General features: G+C 59.6%; 21 protein-coding genes and 1 pseudogene. 3 read left to right on the top strand and 19 right to left on the bottom strand.

Features of this window, described 5'->3' with window-relative positions:
* Positions 1–59 precede the first annotated feature (59 nt).
* The 4 genes from RIdsm_RS27575 to RIdsm_RS27590 are packed head-to-tail and all read right to left on the bottom strand — an operon-like array spanning position 60 to position 3,620.
* Positions 60–1,196, bottom strand: a complete 1,137-nt coding sequence (locus RIdsm_RS27575; protein ID WP_057817217.1) for a CaiB/BaiF CoA transferase family protein — start codon at positions 1,194–1,196, stop codon at positions 60–62.
* A 10-nt stretch (positions 1,197–1,206) separates the two neighbouring features.
* Positions 1,207–2,064 carry a MaoC/PaaZ C-terminal domain-containing protein gene (locus RIdsm_RS27580; RefSeq protein ID WP_177228438.1) on the bottom strand — a complete coding sequence of 286 codons (858 nt, stop codon included), beginning with the start codon at positions 2,062–2,064 and terminating at the stop codon, positions 1,207–1,209.
* Between the two features lie 23 nt (positions 2,065–2,087).
* Complete coding sequence (locus RIdsm_RS27585; RefSeq protein WP_057817220.1) at positions 2,088–3,239, bottom strand: thiolase; 1,152 nt, start codon at positions 3,237–3,239, stop codon at positions 2,088–2,090.
* A 3-nt stretch (positions 3,240–3,242) separates the two neighbouring features.
* The gene (locus tag RIdsm_RS27590) at positions 3,243–3,620 is read right to left on the bottom strand and encodes a Zn-ribbon domain-containing OB-fold protein (protein WP_057817223.1); all 378 of its coding nucleotides are present in this window, start codon (positions 3,618–3,620) and stop codon (positions 3,243–3,245) included.
* 103 nt (positions 3,621–3,723) lie between these two features.
* Here RIdsm_RS27590 and RIdsm_RS27595 point away from each other — a divergent pair, with 103 nt between their 5' ends.
* Positions 3,724–4,869: a CaiB/BaiF CoA transferase family protein gene (locus RIdsm_RS27595; RefSeq protein WP_057817225.1), complete on the top strand. Its 1,146-nt coding sequence runs from the start codon at positions 3,724–3,726 to the stop codon at positions 4,867–4,869.
* Between the two features lie 33 nt (positions 4,870–4,902).
* A complete protein-coding gene (locus RIdsm_RS27600) occupies positions 4,903–6,069 on the top strand; it encodes a CaiB/BaiF CoA transferase family protein (RefSeq protein WP_057817227.1) in 1,167 nt (388 codons plus the stop codon).
* 21 nt (positions 6,070–6,090) lie between these two features.
* Here RIdsm_RS27600 and RIdsm_RS27605 read toward each other — a convergent pair whose 3' ends face one another.
* From RIdsm_RS27605 to RIdsm_RS27680, 15 genes and pseudogenes are all read right to left on the bottom strand, one after another.
* Positions 6,091–7,248, bottom strand: coding sequence for an acyl-CoA dehydrogenase family protein (locus RIdsm_RS27605; protein ID WP_082647424.1), 1,158 nt, complete (start codon positions 7,246–7,248; stop codon positions 6,091–6,093).
* A gap of 220 nt (positions 7,249–7,468) precedes the next feature.
* Complete coding sequence (locus RIdsm_RS27610) at positions 7,469–8,395, bottom strand: electron transfer flavoprotein subunit alpha/FixB family protein (protein WP_057817229.1); 927 nt, start codon at positions 8,393–8,395, stop codon at positions 7,469–7,471.
* Entirely contained in the window at positions 8,395–9,153 is a 759-nt protein-coding gene (locus RIdsm_RS27615; RefSeq protein WP_057817231.1) for an electron transfer flavoprotein subunit beta/FixA family protein, read from the bottom strand. The genes RIdsm_RS27610 and RIdsm_RS27615 overlap by 1 nt, the downstream gene beginning before the upstream one ends.
* Positions 9,154–9,194: 41 nt before the next feature.
* On the bottom strand, positions 9,195–9,989 hold the full coding sequence (locus tag RIdsm_RS27620) for an enoyl-CoA hydratase/isomerase family protein (RefSeq protein ID WP_244955863.1): 795 nt from the start codon (positions 9,987–9,989) through the stop codon (positions 9,195–9,197).
* Entirely contained in the window at positions 9,989–10,765 is a 777-nt protein-coding gene (locus tag RIdsm_RS27625) for an enoyl-CoA hydratase/isomerase family protein (protein ID WP_057817234.1), read from the bottom strand. The genes RIdsm_RS27620 and RIdsm_RS27625 overlap by 1 nt, the downstream gene beginning before the upstream one ends.
* Positions 10,766–10,854: 89 nt before the next feature.
* Positions 10,855–12,105, bottom strand: coding sequence for an ABC transporter substrate-binding protein (locus RIdsm_RS27630; RefSeq protein WP_057817236.1), 1,251 nt, complete (start codon positions 12,103–12,105; stop codon positions 10,855–10,857).
* Between the two features lie 77 nt (positions 12,106–12,182).
* Positions 12,183–13,421 carry an ABC transporter substrate-binding protein gene (locus RIdsm_RS27635; RefSeq protein WP_057817238.1) on the bottom strand — a complete coding sequence of 413 codons (1,239 nt, stop codon included), beginning with the start codon at positions 13,419–13,421 and terminating at the stop codon, positions 12,183–12,185.
* Positions 13,422–13,454: 33 nt separating this feature from the next.
* Positions 13,455–14,267 carry an ABC transporter ATP-binding protein gene (locus RIdsm_RS27640; protein ID WP_057817300.1) on the bottom strand — a complete coding sequence of 271 codons (813 nt, stop codon included), beginning with the start codon at positions 14,265–14,267 and terminating at the stop codon, positions 13,455–13,457.
* A 12-nt stretch (positions 14,268–14,279) separates the two neighbouring features.
* Positions 14,280–15,353 carry a branched-chain amino acid ABC transporter permease gene (locus RIdsm_RS27645; protein ID WP_057817240.1) on the bottom strand — a complete coding sequence of 358 codons (1,074 nt, stop codon included), beginning with the start codon at positions 15,351–15,353 and terminating at the stop codon, positions 14,280–14,282.
* Between the two features lie 3 nt (positions 15,354–15,356).
* Positions 15,357–16,244, bottom strand: a complete 888-nt coding sequence (locus RIdsm_RS27650) for a branched-chain amino acid ABC transporter permease (RefSeq protein WP_057817242.1) — start codon at positions 16,242–16,244, stop codon at positions 15,357–15,359.
* A complete protein-coding gene (locus tag RIdsm_RS27655) occupies positions 16,245–18,164 on the bottom strand; it encodes an AMP-dependent synthetase/ligase (RefSeq protein ID WP_057817244.1) in 1,920 nt (639 codons plus the stop codon). It lies immediately after the preceding gene.
* Entirely contained in the window at positions 18,157–18,963 is an 807-nt protein-coding gene (locus tag RIdsm_RS27660; protein ID WP_057817246.1) for an ABC transporter ATP-binding protein, read from the bottom strand. Before RIdsm_RS27660 ends, RIdsm_RS27655 begins: the two co-directional genes overlap by 8 nt.
* Before the next feature lie 37 nt (positions 18,964–19,000).
* Complete coding sequence (locus RIdsm_RS27665; protein WP_057817248.1) at positions 19,001–19,855, bottom strand: SDR family oxidoreductase; 855 nt, start codon at positions 19,853–19,855, stop codon at positions 19,001–19,003.
* A gap of 105 nt (positions 19,856–19,960) precedes the next feature.
* Positions 19,961–21,085, bottom strand: a complete 1,125-nt coding sequence (locus tag RIdsm_RS27670; RefSeq protein WP_057817250.1) for an acyl-CoA dehydrogenase family protein — start codon at positions 21,083–21,085, stop codon at positions 19,961–19,963.
* A 287-nt stretch (positions 21,086–21,372) separates the two neighbouring features.
* Positions 21,373–21,738 (bottom strand): annotated as a pseudogene (locus tag RIdsm_RS27680) (efflux RND transporter permease subunit); the annotation flags it as partial.
* A gap of 34 nt (positions 21,739–21,772) precedes the next feature.
* Here RIdsm_RS27680 and RIdsm_RS27685 point away from each other — a divergent pair.
* A complete protein-coding gene (locus RIdsm_RS27685; protein WP_057817253.1) occupies positions 21,773–22,876 on the top strand; it encodes an ABC transporter permease in 1,104 nt (367 codons plus the stop codon).
* Positions 22,877–22,894: the final 18 nt, after the last annotated feature.

Genomic DNA, 22,894 nt, shown 5'->3' on the forward strand with positions numbered 1-22,894 from the left:
CCCTTCCTTTTTCTAACAAATGTTAGATTACCAATTCAAAACCTGCCCGTCAACGGGATTTACTCTGTCTTTGGTTGGTCCACGCCATAACGCGTATTGTCTTCGCCCAGAGTGGCTGCAACTCCGACCGAATTTCCCGAAGAACGGAACTCCGGCGCAATTGGCAGCGGCAAAGCAGGCGCGTTCCGGTCGGAGATTTTTACGGCCCGTCCGAACACGTCACGCGCTTTGAAATGCGGGTCGCGCGCCGCCTCGGCGGGCGTTTTCACGACCGAACAGCAGCAATCGGCCGCAGCCAGCAGAGGCTCCCAATGGGTCGAGGGGTGTTCCCTCAGACGACCTGCAACCTCCGCGGCACAGGCATTGGGATCGGACCAGTCATCGCGAAGGGCCACCGGCAAACCAATGACATCGCAGAACGACTGCCAGAACTTTTCTTCCAACGCGCCGACGGCGATCTGACGCCCGTCCGCAGCCGAATAAAGCCGATACCGGGCCAGGCCACCCGTCAGACGGCTGCCACCGCTTTCGATGTTCCGCCCGGCAATCACACCTTCGGCATGGGCCCAATAGGCAAAGGCGAACGCCCCCTCGGCCATTGCGATATCCAGATGCGTCCCCTGCCCGCTTGCCTGCCGCGCAATCAGGGCCAGCAGGATATTCATCACCGCAGGATAGGTTCCGCCTCCGATATCGGCGACCAGCCCGAACGGGGCAGTTGGCTGGTCATCCGGTCCGCGACTGAGCGACAGGATACCCGCATCACCGACGTAGTTGAGATCGTGGCCGGCGGCGCTGGCCTTTGGTCCGGTCTGGCCATAGCCGGTGATCGAACAATAGATGAGACCGGGATTGATCTTTCGCACCGCTTCATAACCAAGCCCCAGCCGGTCCATCACGCCGGGACGGAACTGCTCTACCAGAACATCGGCCCTCTCGATCAAGGGGCGCAGACGTTCCACTGCGCCCCTTGACTTGAGGTCGATGGCCACCGATCGCTTGCCGTGGTTCAACACGGCAAATCCGATGCTCTCTCCGTCGATCTTGGGCTCGGTTTGGCGCGCGTCCTCGCCGACTCCGGGACGCTCGAACTTGATCACTTCGGCGCCGGCCTCGGACAGCATGAGCGTCGCCATCGGACCGGGAAGAAGTGTGCTGAAATCCAGCACCAGGATATCCTTGAGCGGTTGAGCCATCTTCACTGCCTCAGGCGAAGCGCGCCGCGCCGTTGTTCAGAACAACCACGTCGCGTGCCGGAATAGATGCTCGAAACCGGGCCTCGCCGTCCTCTTCCCAGATTTCGAACCGCACGGTTTCGCCGGGATAGACCGGCGCCGAGAACCGAACATCCAGACCGACAAGCCGGGCAGAATCATAGTCAAGCAACGTCTTTAGAATCGCCCGGGCCGCCAGCCCATAGGTCGCCAGACCATGCAGGATCGGGCGGTCGAACCCGACAGAACGGGCAACATCCGGGTCAGCATGAAGCGGATTGAAATCACCGCTGAGACGATAAATAAGGGCTTGGCGCGGCAGGGTATCGATATCACATACATGATCAGGCGCCCGATCAGGCAGCACTGCGGGTGCCGGACCCGCTTGGTTTTCACCGCCAAACCCCCCATCACCGCGACAGAAAGCCGACATCGCCACGCGCGCCAGCTTTTCACCGCTGTCCGCGTCGATAATATCACGGCTTTGGTAAATGACGGCTCCCTTGCCCTCGCCCTTGTCGGCGATGAAGTCGATCTTGCTGCGGCCGACAATCCGGCCATGTGTCGGCAGTGGCTTGTAGATGTCGAGCCACTGTTCTCCGTGCAGCACTTTTTGCCAGTTTACGCCGGTCTTGGGATCGCGCAGCCAGAAGCCGGGATACCCCAAAATGACCGCCATCGACGGAACTGCCTTGAGCCCGTCCTCATAGACATAGGCCAGCTCCTTTTTGTCGGTCGGATCCTCGCCGAACCCAAGGCCGAGTGCATATAGGATGGTATCCCGCTCGGTCAGCGTCTGTTCGATTTCCTCAAAGTCCCAGTTCAACAGTGCATCGAAATCCAATGGCATTTATTTTCCTCCCTTAGTTGCCGTCAGAGCGTGTTTTGCGATCCAAGTATGGCCGTGACCTGACTGGACAGCACACCGCCGTTGCCATGCGCCAGCGCCAGATCAATATCCTTCAACTGAATGCCCGGCGCATCGCCACGGATCTGACGGGCAGCCTCGATCACTGTGAAGATGCCGTACATCCCGGGGTGCACACAGGACAGGCCGCCGCCATTCGTGTTCACCGGCAAGACGCCGCCAGGCGCGATGCGTCCGCCCTCGACAAAGGCCCCTCCCTCGCCCTTCGCGCAGAACCCAAGATCTTCGAGAAACAAAATCGTGTTGATGGTGAAGGCATCATAGAGCTCGACCGCCTGGATGTCCGCAGGGGTCACGCCGGCCGCCGCAAAGGCGCGCGCGCCCGAGTCGCGGGCTGCGGTCACGGTGAAATCCTTCATCTGCGAAATCTGCCGGTGCGAGCTTGCCGCAGCACTGCCCAGCACATAGACAGGCGCCTTCGGGAAATCCCGGGCGCGGTCCGCGCGGACCATTACGATCGCGCCGCCACCGTCGGTGACAAGACAACAGTCGCGCACGGTCAATGGATCGCCCACCATGCGCGCACCCAACACGTCCTCGCGGGTAAGCGGGCCGCGCTCGAACGCTTCGGGGTTGCGCTGCGCCCAGGCCCGCGCGGCAACGGCCACGTCGGCCAGCTGTTCGCGGGTGGTGCCATATTCATGCATGTGCCGCGCCGCCGCCATCGCATAGGCCGAGATCGGATAGCGCGGATTATACGGCGCCTCGTAGGCCGGCGGACGTGAAGCGGTCACCAGTCTGCCCGATGCGGTGCGCTGGTTGGAGCCATAAACAATCAGCGCGACATCACACAGACCGGCGTCCAGCGCCATGGTCGCAGACGTCAGGTAGTTTACGAAGGACGAACCGCCCGACATCGTGCCATCGATGAAACGGGGCTGGATGCCCAGGTATTCAGCCGCCATAAGCGCCGGCATGCTGTCTTCCATCATGGTGCAGAACAGCCCGTCGACGTCGGACAGTTTCAGCCCGGCATCGCCAAGCGCCGCAAGCGCGGATTGCGCCATGACATCATAGGCCGTCAGGCCATGGGCTTCTCCGAAACCGGCATGACCGGTTCCCACGATGGCGGATTTCCCCCGAAGTTCTGTGGTCATGACTTATACCTCCGACGGCTTGAAAAGCACGGCCGGAGCGCCCTCGGCCTCGCCCACGAAAGCGGTTACAGCCATGTCGATGGCGACCTCACCCGGGGCAATGCCTTCGACCCGGCTCATCATCCGAACGCCTTCTTGAAGCTCGACCATGCACACGTTGTAGTCGCCGCCGCGGTCAGCGCTGCGGCGCACGACGGTTGTGGTGTAAACCCGTCCCTTGCCGGTGGCCTGCTTCCACGAAATCGCGGCGCCATGACAATGTGGACACAGGACTCGCGGGAAAAAGTGATAGGCCCCGCAGTCGTCGCACTCGGGCAGCAGGATCTCGCCTTCTGCCAGCGCGCGTTGGAAAAGCTGGTCTGGTCCTTTGGCATCCTGCATAGGTGTTCTCCTTCAAGCGATCCAGTCTTTGTTAAGCGTATTGATAATGTTTCTAACAATTGTTAGATTTAGTCAACCTTTCAGGATCAATTGAGAGAAACTCATGTCAGGTTCAGACTTAGCCCCCCTTTCCGGCAAACTCGTCGTTGCGCTGGAACAGGCAGTCGCCGCGCCTTTTTGCTCCTCGCGGCTGGCCGACGCCGGCGCGCGCGTGATCAAGATCGAACGCAAGGGCGCAGGCGATTTCGCCCGCGCCTACGATACCGCCGCCAACGGTGAAAGCGCCTATTTCACATGGCTGAACCGAGGCAAAGAATCGGTCGCCTTGGACATTAAGGCCGACGAAGACCGTGAAATCCTGCTCAGGATGCTGGAAAACGCAGATGTGTTCATTCAAAACCTGCTGCCGGGCGCGCTGGCCAAGCTCGGGCTCGATTCAGCGAGTCTGCGAGAGAGATTCCCGCGTCTCGTGACCTGCGACATCACCGGATATGGCGAAGACGGCCCGATGCGCAACGCCAAGGCCTATGACCTTCTGGTGCAATGCGAGAGCGGTCTGGCATCAGTGACCGGTACACCTGACGGACCAGGACGGGTGGGCGTGTCGGTCTGCGATATCGCCACCGGTATGACAGCCCATGCCGGAATATGCGAAGCACTTGTCGGGCGTGATCGCACCGGCAAGGGCAGCGGCGTTTCCGTGGCAATGTTTGATGTGATGGCCGACTGGATGTCGGTTCCGCTGCTGTATCACGATTACCTTGGCAAGCCGACACCTCGTGTCGGACTGAACCACACGGTCATCTGCCCGTACGGGGCCTATGAATGCAAGGACGGTCAGCTTGTCGTCATTACCGTTCAGCACAGCGGCGAATGGCAACGGTTCTGTGAACACATACTGGGCGATGCGGCTTTGGCAACCGACCCCCGGTTCCATGACAACACGTCGCGAATTGAAAACAAACCCGCGCTCGAAGTTCTCATCAAGACCGTATTCGCCTCGCATGATCGCACCGAGATCCTGAAGCGCCTTGACGCTGCGGGCATAGCCTCCGGCGCGGTGAACGACGTGGCGGCCCTGTCCGATCACCCGCAGCTTGACCGATCCTTGATAGGCACACCCTCGGGCGAGATCAACGTCCCGACACCCCCGATCCGGCGCAGCCTCGGCGAAACGGCACTGGGCCCCTGCCCGGCCTTCGATGCGGAAGGTGAAGCCATTCGCGCCGAATTCGGGCCCCTCTCATGAAAACGGTGGACAACTAAAAGGGTGGACAACCAAATGACCGCTGAGAACAAACCGGCGATCCTTCATGGCGTGAAGATCGTCGATCTGACTTCTGTGGTTTTCGGACCTTTGGCAACACAGATGCTGGGCGATCTGGGGGCCGATGTGATCAAGGTGGAAGGCCCCGAGGGCGATCTTCTTCGACAGGTCCAGCCATCGCGCAACAAGCTGATGGGTGCCGCTTTTCTGGGGGCCAACCGCAACAAGCGCAGTGTCGTACTGGACCTCAAAACGCAAACCGGTCGCGATCAGATGCGCAAACTGCTCATCGATGCCGATGTGATGATTTCGAGCATTCGGCCTGCGGCGCTGGCCAGATTGTCTTTGGATCCCGAAACTCTACGCCAAGAAAACCCGAACTTGATCACGGTATCCGCCACCGGTTTCGGGCAGGACGGACCCTATGCCGCCAAGCCTGCATTCGACGATTCTGTCCAGTCGGTGTCGGGATTGGCCAGCCTGGCAACCTTGCGCGACCCCGAGGCACCGCCCGCTTATGCCCCGACGATTCTGGCCGACAAGCTTGGCGGCGTGACCGCCGCCTATGCCGTGATGGGCGCCCTGTTCCACCGCGAGCGTACGGGACAGGCCCAGCATGTCGAAGTTCCGATGTTTGAGACGCTGGCCGCCTTCCTGCTGGCCGAACACATGGATGGCGCCACCTTCGAGGAGAGTCCGCAGGATTTCGGCTATGCCCGCATGCTGGTTCCGCACAGGCGTCCGGTTCAGACGGCAGATGGCTATATCACCATTCTGCCCTACACCAACGTGCAATGGGCGCGGTTCTTCAAGACGGTTGGGCGCGACGACATGATCGACCATGTCTGGGTCACTGACATGGATGCCCGAAGCCGCAACATCGGCGCGGTATACGATATGGTGGCGCAGATTGCGCTGACCCGGACCACGGATGACTGGCTTGACCTTATGGAGCAGGCCGACATACCCGCCATGCCGGTGCGCAACCTGTCGGATTTGCCGAACGATCCCCATCTTGCCGCAACCGGGTTCTTTCAACGGATTGATCACCCAACCGAAGGTGCGATCTGGACGACACGCCCCCCGGTTCGCTTTTCGGCGACCCCCGCGCGACATGATCATCGCCCGGCCCCGCGACTTGGGGAACACAGCGACGAAATTCTGGGGCCGGACGGGGAATAACCCCACCCGGCACCGGACGGATCAGACGTCCATCGAACGTGCTATCAGTTCCTTCATGATTTCGTTGGTGCCGCCATAGATCATCTGCACCCGACTGTCAGCGTACAGCCGCGCGATCGGGAACTCCATCATGAAGCCGTAGCCGCCATGCAGTTGCAGGCATTCATGCATGACCTCATTCTGCGTCTGGCTGCCCCACCATTTCGCCATCGAAGCCGTGGCCGCATCAAGTTCGCCCGCTTCAAGACGCGCGAGCCCGTCATTGACGAAGGAACGCAGCAATTCGGCCTTGGTTTTGCATTCCGCCAGTTTGAAGCGTGTATTCTGAAAATCCATGATCCGGCTTCCAAATGCCTCGCGATCCTGAACATATTTCACAGTTTCATCGATCGCAAAATCAATAAAACCGAGCGCGGTAATGCCGATCATCAGCCGCTCCCAAGGCAGCTGCTTCATCAGCTGGTAGAACCCCTGTCCCTCTTCCGGACCAAGCAGGTTCGCCGTAGGTACGCGCACATCCTCGAAGAACAGCTCAGCCGTATCCGAACCTTTCATGCCCAGTTTCTTCAGGTTCCGTCCCCGGCGAAAGCCCTCGGCGCCCTCGGTTTCCAGAACGATCAACGAAACGCCCCTGGCGCCGGCGTTGCGGTCGGTCTTTGCCACGATCACAACCAGATCCGCCGTGTGCCCGTTGGTGATGAAGATCTTCGATCCGTTGATCTTGTAGTGGTTGCCATCCTTTTCCGCATAGGTCTGGACGTTCTGGAGGTCAGAGCCCGTTCCCGGCTCGGTCATCGCGATGGCCGCGACATGGTCACCGCTGACCAACTTGGGCAACCACTTTTTCTTCTGTTCTTCGCTGCCATATGCGTTGAGGTAATGGATTACGATAGACTGGATCCCATAGCCCCAACCCGTATCACCGGTGCGCCCTTGCTCGTAAACGGTAATCGCGTCGAACCCGATGCCGCCACCGAACCCGCCATATTCTTCGGCAATCGAGCCGCCCATGACACCCTGTCGACCGACTGTTTTCCAGAAGTCGCGGTCAACAATGCCCTGCTCCGCCCATTTTTCAATGTACGGAGCCATCTCTGTATCGAAAAGCCTGCGTGTACTATCGGCGAACATCTTGTGTTCATCCACTACCCAGCTGGGGGAATTCTTGATCAGAGACATTTATTGTTCCTATCGAGTCATACTTGCATTGAGCAAAAATCAAACAAGCGTTAAATTTCTTGACAACGAACCGGCGCTGTTATGACGGAGCGTCACAAGGCTTCAAACCGTACGAATCCGGGTTTATCCAATCCACGCGCCGCCCATTCGGCTCGTGTAAAAGGCCCGCCAGAGGTTCGGCGGGCCTTTGATGCGTTTTAACCGGTCGTGCCGTGTGCCCTTAAAGCTTTTCGATCAGCTCGGGCACGGCTTCGAACAGGTCGGCGACGAGGCCATAATCGGCCACCTGGAAGATCGGGGCCTCTTCGTCCTTGTTGATCGCGACGATGATCTTGCTGTCCTTCATGCCCGCAAGGTGCTGGATCGCACCCGAAATGCCGACGGCAATATAGAGGTCAGGCGCAACCACCTTGCCGGTCTGACCAACCTGCCAGTCGTTCGGCGCAAAGCCCGAGTCGACGGCGGCGCGTGATGCGCCGACGGCGGCGCCCAGTTTGTCGGCCAGTTTTTCGATCAGCGCGAAATCATCTTCCGATCCGACGCCACGGCCACCCGACACGACCACGCCGGCCGAGGTCAGCTCGGGCCGGTCGCTTTCGGCGACCTTGTCTTCGACCCATTCCGACAGGCCCGAGGCGGTGGCTCCGCCCATGGTTTCCACGGCGGCGGAGCCACCGGTGCCGGCCGCGTCGAAGCTGGCGGTGCGGAAGGACACGACCTTTTTCGCGTCGCCCGATTTCACCGTCTGGATCGCGTTACCTGCATAGATCGGGCGCTCGAACGTATCGGCATCGACCACGCCCGAGACGTCGGTCAGCATCATCACGTCCAGCAGCGCGGCCACGCGGGGCAGCACGTTCTTGGCGTCGGTGGTGGCGGGCGCCACGATATGATCGTAGTCGCCTGCCAGCGACACGATCAGGTCCGCGGTCGATTCCGCAAGGCGATGACCCAGCGCGGGGTCTTCGGCGACCAGTACCTTGGCCGCGCCGTCGATTGTCGCGGCTTCTTTCGCGGCGTCGGCGGCGGATGCGCCGGCGCACAGAACCGTCACGTCGCCCAGGGCCTTGGACGCGGTGACCGCCTTTGCGGTCGCGTCCATCGACAGTTCACCATTGTTGACTTCGGCAAGAAGAAGAACAGCCATCACACCGCCCCCTTTTCCTTGAGTTTCACAACCAGCTCGTCGACCGAGCCAACCATTTCACCGGCGGCGCGTTCGGCCGGCTCGGACATCTTGACCACGGTCAGGCGCGGGGTGACGTCGACGCCGTAATCGGCGGCGGTCTTTTCATCCAGCGGCTTTTTCTTGGCCTTCATGATGTTGGGCAGCGACGCATAGCGCGGTTCGTTCAGGCGCAGGTCGACGGAAACGACGGTCGGCATCTTAACCTTGATGGTCTGCAGGCCGCCATCGACCTCGCGGGTGACGACGGCGCTGTCGCCGTCGATGCCCACTTCCGAGGCAAAGGTCGCCTGGCTCCAACCCAGGATCGCCGACAGCATCTGGCCGGTGGCGTTCATGTCGTTGTCGATCGCCTGCTTGCCGCAGAGAACCAGACCGGGCTGTTCTTCTTCCACGACCTTGGCAAGGATCTTGGCCACTGCCAGCGGCTCGATATCCTGGTGTACGTCATCCGCTGCAACGACCAGGATGGCGCGGTCGGCGCCCATGGCCAGTGCGGTGCGCAGGGTTTCCTGCGCCTGCTTGACGCCGATGGATACCGCGACCACCTCTTCGGCCTTGCCGGCCTCTTTCAGGCGGATCGCCTCTTCGACGGCGATTTCGTCGAACGGGTTCATCGACATCTTGACGTTGGCGAGATCGACACCCGATCCGTCCGCTTTGACGCGAACCTTCACGTTGTAGTCGATCACGCGCTTGACCGGCACAAGTACCTTCATAACATCGGTCTCCTTGTATTCTCGATGTGGTATCGACCGCCTCAGCGGTCCTTGAATTCGGGTTTTCGCTTTTCCGAAAACGCTTTCATGGCTTCTGGAAAATCATGCGCGCACAGCAGGACGCTTTGGGCATCACGCTCGATGTCCAGCGCGTCCAGATAGCCACACTCTGCGGAGCTGCGCATCACACGCTTTGCAGTCTGTACGCCGAACATCGGATGCGGGGCGATTTCCCGGGCGATCTCAAGCGCCCGCGCCTCGACGTGCTCGGCCGAAACGCACTCTTCCACGACGCGCAGGTCCTTGGCGGTTCGCCCGTCGATCTCACGACCGGTAAGAACGAGCATCCGCGCCACCCCCGCGCCGGCGCGTTGCTGAAGCAGCCAGCTTGAACCCGTATCCGGACAGCCACCGACGCGCACAAAAACTTCGCACAGCCGGGCATCTTCGGCGGCAACGACAATGTCCGCCGACAAGGCCAGGCTTAGACCCGCGCCAAAAGCCACGCCGCATACCGCGGAAATCAGAGGTTTGCGAAACAGATAGGCCGCACGTCCGCCATCATGAACCTTGTCGACCATTTCGGACGTAGCCCTGGCCCCCCTGGCGACCTCGGACTGGAAGCCGACCAGATCCCCGCCGCTGCTGAAATGTTCGCCACCGGTCATGATGACAGCGCGGATCGTATCGTCTTGGTCGGCTTCTTGCAGGAGCGTCACCAGTTCCTTGACGAACGCAATGCTGTATGGGTTGCGCTTCCCCGGCTGAAGAAAGCGCAGGATGCCAATTGGACCATCCCTCTCAAGGCAAATAAGTTCGGTCATCTCGACATCCATCAGGTTCCGGTCCAGTCCGGCGCGCGCTTTTCCGCAAAAGCCTTGGGGCCTTCGATCGCGTCATTGCTGGCATAGACGACCTCATGCAGGCGCTTTCCCTCTTCCAGACCATCAGCGCAGCCGAGATCCATCGTGGCCCGAACGCTGCCTTTTGCTGCCACAACGGAAAGCGGTGCCGCCCCGGCAATACGCTTGGCAAGCTCATGCGCCCGCTCCCGCACGGCGTCCGGGGAGTCTTCTAGGTAATTGGTAAACCCGTAATCGTGCAATCGTTCGATCGGCATCAGATCGCCAGTCAAAACGATTTCCATGAGGATGGGTTGCGGCAGCATCGACAGCGCCGGAGCCGCCCAAGGCGACCCGCGCCCGATCTTGACTTCGGTAATGCCGACCTTGGTGCCCTTGAGGCCGACACGAAGATCGCAGTTAAGCGTCAGCATCATGCCGCCGGCCATCAGGGATCCGGTCATGGCCGCGATGATGGGCTTCTTGCAGGCGCGCATGGTTTCGTGAAACGGGTCGCGCATCTTGGACAGGATATCGACACCCTCGTCCCGCGCGATCTGGGTGGCTTCCTTGAGATCCAGCCCGGCACAGAACACGCCGCAATCGGCCGAAGTCAGAATGGCCACACGAACGCTGTCGTCCACCTCGATCTTTTCCCAGGCATCCGTCAGCCCGTTCGTTGCGGCCACGGAAAGTGCGTTTTTCCGTTCGGGTCGGTTGATGCTGACGGTCGCGATGCCGTCTTCAATCTTCAGGTCAATAGGGTTCATGATGTCCGCCTGGTTTTATTGGGAAAAACCTGACGCGAATGCCAGGTTTGAGGCTCCCCCGCGACGTGAGGCCGCGGGGGAGCGCAAGGTCATTCAACAGAAAACTTTTCGGAGCTTTCCTCGATCACCTCCCACACCACGTCGAGATAGTCGGCGCTCCAGTCGGTCAGCGGAACCCAGGCCTCGCCGTCCCACTGTTCGATGCGGGTCTTGCCGCCGCCACCGTGGTCTTCCGCAGTTAGCGTGACCGGCGCCATGAGGCCGTTGGCGTCAAAGCCGGAAAGCAATTCATAGCCGGTCTTCATGCTTTCCGGCGTGAGCGGCCAGCCATTCTCGGCAATCGCAATGCGCGCGGCCTCGACCCCGACGGAATAGATTGCCAAGCCGGTATTGTAATACACGTCCCGAACCAGGCTTTCTGGGCCACTGCCCTCGCCGTTGGCATAATAGGTTTCCAGCATCGTCTTGACGATCGGCACTTCCTGGCCACCTGCGACGTTGGTTCCACGAAGAATACCTTTGGCCTCCTCTGTGCCGATGTTGGCGATGTCGACCTCGTTCAGCCAGTTCGATGTCAGGTAACGGTCGATCGGGAAGCGATTGCGACGCATTTCCTTGGAGGCAACCACATGCCCGCCGGCCAGCAGCCAGCTGATCACATAGTCAGGCTTGTCGCGTCGAATCTTGCTCCATGCACCGGACTGGTCCGAACCTGGCAGCGCAACCGGATAGAGTTCCAACTCGAAACCCTCTTTCTCGGAGAGCGTTTTCAGGATCTCGATCGGCTCCTGGCCGAAGGGATAGTCCAGATAGATGAAGCCGATCTTCGCGCTCGCGAGATCTCCGCCCATCTGCTCCTTGATGAAAGCCACATCGTTGGCAGCCTGCTGCCAATAGGTTGGGCCTACCGGGAAAACCCACTCGAACACTTCACCATCCACTGCGTCGCCGCGTCCAACGAACGATTGCATCAGGATGTTGCCATCCTTCATGACGCGGGGCAGGGCCGCGTTTGAAACCGGCGTGGACAGGAAGTTGAATATAAACACCCCGTCCCGCTTGAGCTGCTCATAGCATTCCACACCACGCTGGGGTTCGTTGCCGTGGTCGCGCACGATGATCTCGACCGGATGGCCCTCGATGCCACCGTTGTCGTTGGTGTACATCGCAAGGTCTTGCGCGGCCTGCGCCACCTGAGGCGTCACGAAGGTGTACGATTTGCTGAGGTCAAAGCAAAGCCCGAAGCGGATCGGTTCCTTGTCCTGGGCGGCCGCGACTGTCGCCCCGGTCGCCAATACGGTGGTAAGGGCCACTGCCTTGATATACTGTCTGATCTGCATTGTTATCTCCTGTTGATTGATTGGTGGGCGACTTTATCGTTTGCGGGCGCGGCGCCGCCCCATTGGCTAACTGCCCATCACTCTTTGTATTTGGATGAACTTTCCTTGACCACTTCCCAAACGACATCGCTGTATTCCGCGATCCAGTCGGTTTGCGGCACCCAGGTTTCTCCGTCCCACATCTCGATACGGGTCTTGCCACCGCCGCCGTGATCCTCCGCTGTCACGGTAATCGGTGCCATCAGCCCATTGGCGTCATAGTTTTCAAGCGACTCCAGACCCGACTTGTAGGACTGCGCCGTGATCGGAAGGCCTTCCGACTCTGCCGCCCGTCGCGCTGCCTCGAAGATGATCGAGTACATCGCCAGCCCGGTGTTGTAGTAAACGTCCTGGGTATTGACCAGCGGACCCGAGCCTTCGCCGTTATCGTAGAGTTCACTTATGATTTCCGTCCGCAAGGCGATATCCTGCCCGCCCACGACATTGGTGCCGCGCTTCAGCCCGGCGGCCGCCTCTGCACCGATATTGGCGATATCCACCTCGTTCAGCCAGTTGACCGAAATGTACTTCTCCATCGGAATGCGGTTGCGCTGCATCTCTTTCGAGGCAACGACATGCGCGCCGCCGAGCATCCACGAGATCACGTGATCGGGCTTGTCGCGGCGCATTTTCGACCAGGCGCCCGACTGATCGCTGCCCGGCAGCGGAACGGGATAGAGCAGAAGCTCGAAACCCTCCTGTTCCGATAACTTCTGGAGAATTTCGATCGGCTCCTGCCCGAACGGGTAGTCGAAATAGATGTAGCCGACCTTGACGTCCGACAGATCGCCGTCGTGCACCTGCTTGATATAGGCAATGTTGTTGGCGGCCTGCCCCCAGTAGGTCGGACCGGCCGGATAGACCCATTCGAAAACGGTGCCATCCACGGCATCGCCGCGACCGACAAGCGACTGCATGAGAATGCGTTCGTCTTGCATCGCGCGCGGCAGGATCGCCAGAGACACCGGTGTGGACAGCGTATCGAAGACAAAGACCCCCTCGCGGGTGAGCCGGGTATAGCATTCGATTCCGCGTTGCGGTTCGTTGGCATGGTCGCGCACGATGACTTCAACCGGCTCGCCACCGATACCGCCCTGCATGTTTATCAGCTTTGCCAGATCCATCGCGGCCTGAGAGACCTGGGGCGTGGCAAATGTGTAAGCCTTGCTGAGGTCATAGCAGACCCCCACCTTGAAGGGCTCGGCCGACGCCTGCGGCCCGGTGATCAGTCCCCCCACCAGCGAAACTACGGCCAGTGCCTTGGTAAGTTGTTTCATCGTATTCTCCCTGAACGAAATTGGTCTAGTGTCTCAGCTCAGCCAGCGCTTGCGCCGACTGTAATGCTTGACGTTGTGAAAGTCGGTGCCTTCACCGCCGCCAAGATAGAATTCCTGGATGTCGGAGTTGGACTTGAGCGCTTCGGCCGTCCCGTTCATGACGACGCGGCCGTTTTCGATCAGATAGCCTTCCGAAACGATCTCCAGGGCTGCCAGAGCATTCTGTTCCACGAGAAGAACCGACATTCCCTCCTCTTGGTTGATCTTTTTGAGGATGCCGAAAATCTCGGCCACCAGATACGGAGCAAGTCCAAGGCTCGGCTCATCCAGCATCAGCAGGCTCGGCTGGGTCACCAGCGCGCGGCCAATGGCCAGCATCTGCTGTTCACCGCCGGACAGATAGCCCGAGAGCGAATTGCGTCGCTCGGCAAGGCGGGGGAAATAATTGTATATCTTCTCTTTTTCCCCATCCAGGTCCGAGCGGGACATGCCCACCGGTGCGGCTGCCGTCAGATTTTCGTCCGGGGTCAGATGTTCAAAGACGCGCCGTCCTTCGATGACGTGGCAAATACCCATTTCCACACGCTTTTGCGCGAGCATCTCGGTAATGTCGGTACCTTCGAACTTGATCTCCCCCCGACTGACCCGTCCGCGTTCGGCTTTCAGCAGACCGCTGATCGCTTTCAGCGTCGTGCTTTTCCCCGCGCCGTTGGATCCCAGAAGCGCGATCATCTCGCCCTTTGGCACCTGGATCGAGACACCCTTTATTGCCAGCATCACGTTATCATACAGCACCTCGACACTGTTCATCGACAGTATGGGCTGGGCTTCGACCTCTTGTTGCATCGTCATTCCTCTTCACTTCCTGAGCTGATCGAAGGGCCAGACCATCAGATAGTCTCTGATGTTGCCGTAGAGTTTTCCCAAACCAAGCGGTTCGATCAGAAGGATAATGACGATCAGTGCGCCATAGACTGCGTTCGGGATGTGAGCGAGTGTTTCAACATCGATCTGCACGCCAATCCATTCACTCAGCGTGGCGACGAGACCATTCACCAGACCGGGAACAAGAAGGATCAGGGCAACACCAAAATAGGATCCGATGATGCTGCCAAGACCGCCAACGATCACCATCGCAAGAACCTGGATCGAAACCGCAACCGAGAATTGCTCGGGCGCGGCGAGAAAGAAAAAGGTGGCAACAAGCAACGCACCGCTGACGCCCGCGATGAAAGACGAAGTCGCAAATGCCAGGATTTTGTAGTAGAAACTGTTCACACCCAGGATCGCGGCCGCAAAGTCTTTTTCCCGGACAGCGACCAAGGCCCGACCGAGTCCAGTCCGCTTGAGATTAAGCATAAAAATCGTCACCAGCACGCACCATCCGAAGGCAACATAGTAGTAGCCAGTATCAGTGGTAATCTCTTGCCCGAGCAGCGCCAAGGTCGGTGACTGGAGCGACGCGTGTGAGCCCCCCGAGATCGCCGGAGAGTGGGTCAGAACCCAGTCCATCACGAATTGCATAGCGAGAGTAGTGAGAGCGAGGTAGAGGCCCTTGACACGCAAGGCGGCAAAAGCAAACAGGCTGCCGATCACAGATGACGTCAATCCGCCGATGATAAGGGCGAATTCCCACGGCACCCCGAAACGCGCGGCATGGATCGCCGAATAGGCTCCGACAGCCATGACCGCAGCATAGCCGAGGTGAAGCTGCCCCGCCCAACCTGTCACCAGGTTCAGTCCAAGCGCGGCCGCTGTCCAGATCAGCCACGGAAGCATGTAACTGTTCAGATAAAGCGAGGGTATGATGAATGGCGCGACAATGCCGATCAGGAAGATGAATGCAGCCAGATTCCTGTCAGCAGGTACCTTGAAGATTCGGCTATCCGAAACGTAGTTGGCGTGATGGACGCCAGAAAGTCTGTAAAACATGCCTTATACCCTCTCGATGTCGTGACGACCAAACAAGCCGTGCGGGCGGATCATGACCGTAAGGATGAGCACAGCGGCGACGATAAGCTCACGGCTTCCGCCCCCGACAAGCGGATCGAGGAAATCAGCGCCGACATTTTCCACGACACCGAGGATAATGCCGGCGACCACCGCACCCAGAATACTGTCGAGGCCACCGAGAACGGCAACCGTCAAACCTTTGAGAAGCAGCAGCGACAGCGCCTGGTCGACACCCTGGATCTCGCCCCAAATGACCCCGGCTGCCACGGCGACGACCGACGCCAACGACCAGGACAATCCGACGCCGCGCTCAACCGAAATCCCGACCGACCAGGAAGCCATGTAGTCGTCCGCGATTGCCCGCAGCTTGATACCGGTCCGGCTGCGGAAAAACAGCATGAAGGCAACAAAAAGACCGATCGCGACCCCGGCACCGACAAGGTGAATACGACTGATGAAAATGTCACCGAGGAACAAGGGTTCATAACTGACGCCCAACTCCATGGATCGGGACGTCCCGCCCCAGATCGCGAGCGTCATGCCGCGCAGGAAAATGTCCAGCCCCAGTGTCATCATCAGGATCATGACAACCGGTCGGCCAGCAAGACGGCGCAGAGCAACACGCTCAATGGCAAATCCCAGACCAAACATGATCACCGCGGCAAGCGGGATGGCGAGCCATAGCGGCAGACCCAGGTCGCGCGCCAGAGCAAGAACCACATAGGCCCCGACCATCGTCAACCCGCCTTGCGCCAGATTGGGCACCGAGGAGGCCTTGTAAATTAGCACGAGGCCGATGGCGAAAAGCGAATATAGCAGCCCCGTCAAGGCACCGTTGATCGCAAGCTCTGTTAAAAAGACCCAATCCATTTATACCTCCCTGATGGGAAGGCTTCTTTCGACCTTCCCGACTTCCCCGGTCTCGTAAGTCACCTGAGCGCTTACATGGACCTCTTTTGAACCGTCGTAGAGCGCCGCGATAACATCGGTATAGCGTTCCTCGACGACCTTGCGACGCAGTTTTCGAGTGCGCGTGATCTCGCCATCGTCCGGGTCGAATTCCTTCGGCATGCTGACAAAACGCTTGAGTTGCAGCGGCTCGGTCAGGGCCTTGTTCACCCGCAGGAAAGCCTCGTGCAACAGCGCGGCAACCTCGTCGCGCTGGGACAGATCGGAATAGGATACGTAGGGCACTCCGTTCACCTCGGCCCAGTGGCCGACGGCTTCGAAATCCACGCAGACCATCGCTGTCAGCTCGTCCCGTCCCGCGCCGACTACAGCGGCATCCTTGATATACGGGCTGAACTTCAGCCGGTTCTCGATATAGTTCGGAACATAGCGTTCACCCCCGGCGGTATGCATGACCTCGGAGATACGTCCCAACACCACAAGCTGGCCGTTTTCCTCCAGATAGCCGGCGTCGCCGGTATGCAGCCACGCGCCCTCGAGGGATTCGGCACTTGCTTCCGGCTTTTTGAAATAGCCGGCAAACACGCTCTCGGAACGCAACAGGATCTCACCGCTTTCATGGATCTTGACCTCGACGCCGGGCGCGGGCTTGCCAACGGTGTGCAGGCGCACCTCGTTCGGTGCCTGCATCGCGCTGATCGCGCTGATCTCGGTCTGTCCGTAGAACTGGCGCAGCTTGATGCCCAGGGCTCGGTAGAAGACGAAAGTGTCTTCGCCGATCGCCTCGCCGCCGGTGAACGCATTCTTCAGGCGGCTCATACCGAACTGGTCCTTGATCGGGCCGAAGACGATCGCCTCGCCCAGCAATCTGCCCACCGGCTCCAACAGGCCGCCGCTCTTGCCGTTCAGTTTACGGGTCTCGGCGGCCGTGGCCCGATCCATGAAGAAGTGGTACAGCCACTTCTTCACCGGGGTTGAATCCTCCATGCCGACCTGGATCGTCGTCAGCATCTGGTCCCAGCTTCTGGGTGCTGCCAGGTAGAAAGTCGGGGCAATTTCACGCATATCCCGCACGACCGTGTCTTGCCGCTCCGGCACGTTCACGGTGAACCGGTACAACAGCGCCGCAGCGACCGTAATGGCGTAATCGCCGACCCAGGCCATCGGCAGATAGGCCAGGATTTCCTCGTTCTCGTCGAATGCGCCTGCCTCATGGCCGTTCCTGGCCGCCGCGAGTACGTTCCTCTGGCTCAGAACGACCCCTTTCGGCTTGCCGGTCGTTCCTGACGAATGCAGGAAAATGGCAGGATCGTCGGGTTTTGCCTTGTTCAGCAGTTCCTCTCGACGGTGCGGATCTTCGTTGAGATCGTGTCGGCCGACTTCGATCAAGTGATCCCATGACATGAGACCGTCGTCCTCATAGAACCCGAGCCCGCGCGTTTCATCGTAGATGACATGAGCGATGCCGCGCGCGCCCGCTTTCCGCACCTCGAGGATCTTGTCGACCTGCTCCTGATCCTCCGCGATGGCTGCAAAAATCTCGACTTCGCCAAGGAAATGCTGAAGCTCTTCAAGCGTCGCCCCCGGATAGGCCGGCATCGCGTAGGCCCCGAGCAGCGAAACCGCAAGCATGCCCTGGTATAGCCGCGCACGGTTGTCGCCCAGAATGAGCACGGCCTTGCCCGGCTTTACACCGAACTTCCGAAGACCGGCCGCGCAGGCCAGAACCTCTTCCACATACTCGGCCCAGGTGCTTTCTTTCCAGATTCCGCGCTCTTTCTCGCGAATCGCGATACTCGACCCATGGATTGACGCGTTCCGCGCCAACAGTTTTCCGAATGTCTCGTTGGCGGTATTCTGCAATGTTACCCCCTCAGCCATGCGACCCTCCAACGTATGCTTCGATCACCCTGGGATCCCTTACGACTTCCTTCGGAACGCCGCTGGCGATCATTTCGCCGTAGTTCAGTGCCAGCATGCGGTCGCAAATGCCGATGATGACATCCATGTGGTGCTCGATCAGAAGGACGCTGACGCCGCGTTCGGCCCGCGCGTCCAGAATGAAGCGGGACATATACCCCTTTTCTTCCTGGTTCATGCCCGCCATAGGCTCATCGAGAATCAGCATCTTCGGTTCTGCAACCAGCGCGCGCGCAAGTTCGACCCGCTTTTTCAGCCCGATCGGAAGTCCATCGACCATCTCGTGCCGGATGCTTTCAAGCTGTAGAAACTCGATCACCTCTTCAACGATCTTGCGGTTCTCGAGTTCTTCGCGCTGCGCGATCCACCAATAAAGCGCCGTGCGCAAGACGCCCTGCTTCATGTGAATGTGTCGCCCGAGGAGGATGTTGTCCAGAACGCTCATCCCGTTGAACAGGGCGAGGTTCTGAAAGGTTCGGGCGACCCCGAGCTTTGCAACCTTGTGCGGCGCCGTGCCCGTGATTTCGTTTCCCGCCAGCCGGACAGTGCCGACATTCGGAGGGTAGAACCCGGTGATCGCATTGGTAAGCGTCGTCTTGCCGCTGCCATTGGGACCGACAAGGCCGAATATTTCCTTAGGTTGAATGACGAGATCCACACCTGTGACAGCGACGATACCGCCAAACCGCCGTTCAATCCCGCGGCACTCCAGTATTGCCCCATCACCGGTACCGACATCTGTTGTTCTTTGCGTCTTCATCTGGATCCTGTTGTCCCCGCTAGGTTCGTCGCTTTTGTCAGGAAATCCGGAAGTAGTCCGGTCGTCCTGTCGGCCAGGGGTCCCCCCACATCTGTTGCCCGCCGTCGATGTTCAGAACTTCCCCGGTCACGAATTTCCCGGAACTGGCCGCCATATATACCACACCTTCTGCGACATCCCATTCGTCGCCGGCGTGCCGCATCGGGTTGGCGTCCTGAAAGGTCGCCGCGCCCTCCTCGGAATAGTTCCCGAAACCGTTGCTTTCGCAGCAACCCGGTGCCACGCAGTTCACTCGGATATCATGCGGGGCCCACTCTACCGCAACGGACTTGGACAGGTAAATAACCCCTGCCCGGGCCGCGCAGGTATGCGCGATGCCGGGCATACCGCGCCAGATATCCGCCACAATGTTGATGATGGAGCCCGATTGCTTGTTGGCAACCCAGTGGCGCGCCGTGGATTGCATCATCCACCAGGTGCCGTTGAGGTTGGTGTCTATGACCGCATTCCAGCCCTTTGGACTGAAATCCAACGCAGCTTGCGGAAACTGACCCCCAGCATTGTTCACAAGAACGTCAACCGCCCCGAATTCCTGGTTCGTCTTGGCGACAAAATCCTCGACCTGCTCAGGCTCCCGGATGGTCATTGGCACAGCGAAAACTTTACCCCCGAAACTTTCGAGGAACTCCCTCGCCAAAGCCAGTTTCTCTTCGTTGCGTCCATTGATCGCCAGATTGGCCCCGAGCCTCGCGAACAGGGTCGCAATTGCCAGCCCCAATCCGCCTCCAGCGCCGGTCGCCACAACGGTTTTGCCGCTGAATAAATCGCTCGCGTAAACGGTTGCACGTTTCGACAGGTCTTCCATCGAAGACCCGAACTGCGTCTTATGCATGACGCCTCCTCCCATTCCCCTTAAGGGGCAGCTGCCGACAATCTAACGCGTGTTAGAAAATTGGTCAAGACACCTTTTCCCACCAGCCCCGCCCGTTATCTCCAATCAGTAAGTCTTTGGAAGTCCGCGGGCTTTTTCTGCTATGAACAACAAAAGCATCTGCGGTGTCACCGGTACGATGCGGAAAAGCAGAGCTTCCCGCACTAACCGCTCCACGTTATATTCCTTGGCGTATCCGAATCCGCCAAATGTAATTTGCGCGGCTTCGGTCGCCTCGACGCCGCAGAGCTTTCCCGCATCGTAAAGGGCGGCGGCGTGCATCACCATGAGATTGGCAGATTCCACCCGCGCCCATGCCCGGGCAAGCGGATGCTGAACACCCTGGTTTTGGCCGATCGGGCGGTCAAAAATCACACGTTCGCTTGCATAATGCGCCGCGCGAACCAGTGCGTTGCGCGCAATACCAATACATTCGCCAGCCACCAGAATGCGTTCGGGATTCAACCCGTGCAGAATTTGCCTAAAGCCTTTGCCCTCCTCCCCGATCAGGTCCTCAGCCGGAATCGGTAACCCATCGATGAAGACTTCATTCGAATCGACAGCCTTTCGCCCCATCTTTTCGATCTCTCGCACATCAACGAAATCACGGTTTAGGTCAGTATAGAACAGGCTCAGCCCTTCGGTCGGGCTGCTCACATTCTCTAGCCGCGTTGTTCTGGCCAGAAGCAACATCTTGTCCGCCACCTGCGCGGTAGAAATCCAGACTTCTTGTCCGTGCTCGACATATCTGTCCCCCTGCCGCAATGCCATGGTCGTCAGCTTTGTGGTGTCTAACCCGGTCGCCGGTTCGGTCACGGCGAAACAGGCCTTTTCATCGCCTGCGATCATCGAGCCAAGCATACGCGCGCGCTGCTCATCGGTCCCAAACTTCACCACCGGGTTGAGCCCGAAAATGTTCATGTGGATGGCCGAGGCTCCGCTTGCGCCGGCCCCCGACTCGGCGATTGCCTGCATCATTATGGTCGCCTCGGTGATCCCCAGACCAGCGCCGCCGACAGCTTCTGGCATGGCGATACCCAGCCAGCCGCCATCGGCCATTGCCCTGTGCAGTTCATGGGGAAAACCACCGTTGCGATCCCGATCCAGCCAATAGTCGTCGTCGAACCTTGCGCAAATCCGCAGAATCTGGTCGCGAATCTCTTGTTGGTCGGCGGTCAATCGAGATGTCATAGCGCACCCCCTCCTTCCAATACTACGAGCCCAGCCTCAAACAAGGCAGTGATCCGCTCACCGTCCAAACCAAGTTCACGCAGAATGCTTTGGCTGCCAGCGCCAGGCGGTCGTCCCAGCCAACGAAGTTGACCGGGCGTAGCGCTGAGATGAGGGACATTAGGCTTCATCGGGTTCCGGCCTGACATAAGGCGAGACACACGGACCGTTCGCGCTCTGTCGTCTTGTGGGACAATGCGCGCGCCACAGGTTGACGGCGCGCGTGGGTGCCGCCCAAGGGTCGGAGCTCAGGTCGGTGCTGTGGCACCTGCAGGAGCGCCGTCTTTCTTCGGCGTTTTGATCCGGAAGAACAGCGCATACAGCACCGGCATTGCGATCAGCGTCAGGCCCGAAGCGAACGCGAGGCCACCCATGATTGTGACCGCCATAGACGCAAAGAATGCATCAGGCAAAAGCGGGATCATTCCGAAAATCGTTGTCCCGGCGGCAAGGACCACTGGGCGCAAACGGCTGACCGAGCCATCAACGATTGCTTTATATTCGGGCACTCCATCGGCGCGCTGTTGGTCGATCTCTTCGACCAGAACAATCGCGTTCTTCATCAACATCCCCGAGAGGGACAGGAACCCGAGAAGTGCCGTGGTTACGCTCGGGGCGTTATTCGTGCGCAAGCAGGAGGCCTGAGCGATGCGACCCCGGCATGTGCTCTCCCTTGCGGTCAAAGAGCTTCGCGGGCTGTTGCGCGATCCGCTCCTGCTGGCGCTGGTGTTCTATGCCTTCACCCTTGACATCTACTCCCACGCAACCGCGATGCCCGAGCCGCTGAACCGCGCCAAGATCGGCATCGTGGATGAGGATGCCTCGCCCCTGTCCCGGCGGATTGCGGATGCGTTTCTGCCGCCCTATTTCGTGACACCCGATCAGATCGACATGGCCGAGATGGATGCGCGCATGGATGTCGGCATCGATACGTTCTCACTGGTCACTCCACCAGATTTCCAGAGAGACCTCGTGGCGGGCGCACGCCCCGAGTTGCAGCTCAACGTCGATGCGACACGGATCAGTCAGGCCTTCACCGGCGCGGGCTATGTCCAGGCGATCGTCGATCAGGATATCGCCGGCTGGACCGGGCAGGAGGCCGTGGCGCCGGTCGATCTTGCGTTGCGCGCCCGTTTCAATCCGGCAATGGAACCGGGCTGGTTCGGCGCTCTGACGGCGGTGATCAGCGCCGTGACCATGTTGTCGATCATCCTGTCGGGGGCCGCGCTGATCCGGGAGCGTGAGCATGGCACGGTCGAGCACCTGCTGGTCATGCCGGTCAGCGCGGTCGAGATCATGACCAGCAAGGTGCTCAGCATGGGCGGCGTGGTGCTGGTGGCGGCAGGGCCGTCGCTGACCTTCATGGTGCAGGGGGTTCTGAGAGTGCCGGTGGCAGGATCAGTGACGCTGTTCCTGGTGGGCGCGGCTCTGCACCTGTTCGCCACCACGTCGCTGGGAATTCTCCTGGCAACGATCTCGGGTTCGATGCCGCAATTCGCCATGCTACTGCTTCTGGTGCTGCTGCCGCTGGAAATCCTGTCGGGTGGGATGACCCTGCGGGAATCAATGCCAGAGGTGGTGCAATACGTCATGCTGGCGGCGCCCAACACCCATTTCATCGCGCTTGCGCAGGCGGTGTTGTTTCGTGGCGCGGGGCTGGCGGTGGTCTGGCCGCAACTGCTGGCGCTGGTGGTGATCGGATTGGCGATGTTCGCCTTTGCCTTGCGACGATTCCGCAGCTTCCTGCGGTAGCACGGCGTAGCCGCTTCC

It is taken from the genome of Roseovarius indicus, assembly GCF_008728195.1.
In the GTDB taxonomy this organism is placed as follows: domain Bacteria; phylum Pseudomonadota; class Alphaproteobacteria; order Rhodobacterales; family Rhodobacteraceae; genus Roseovarius; species Roseovarius indicus.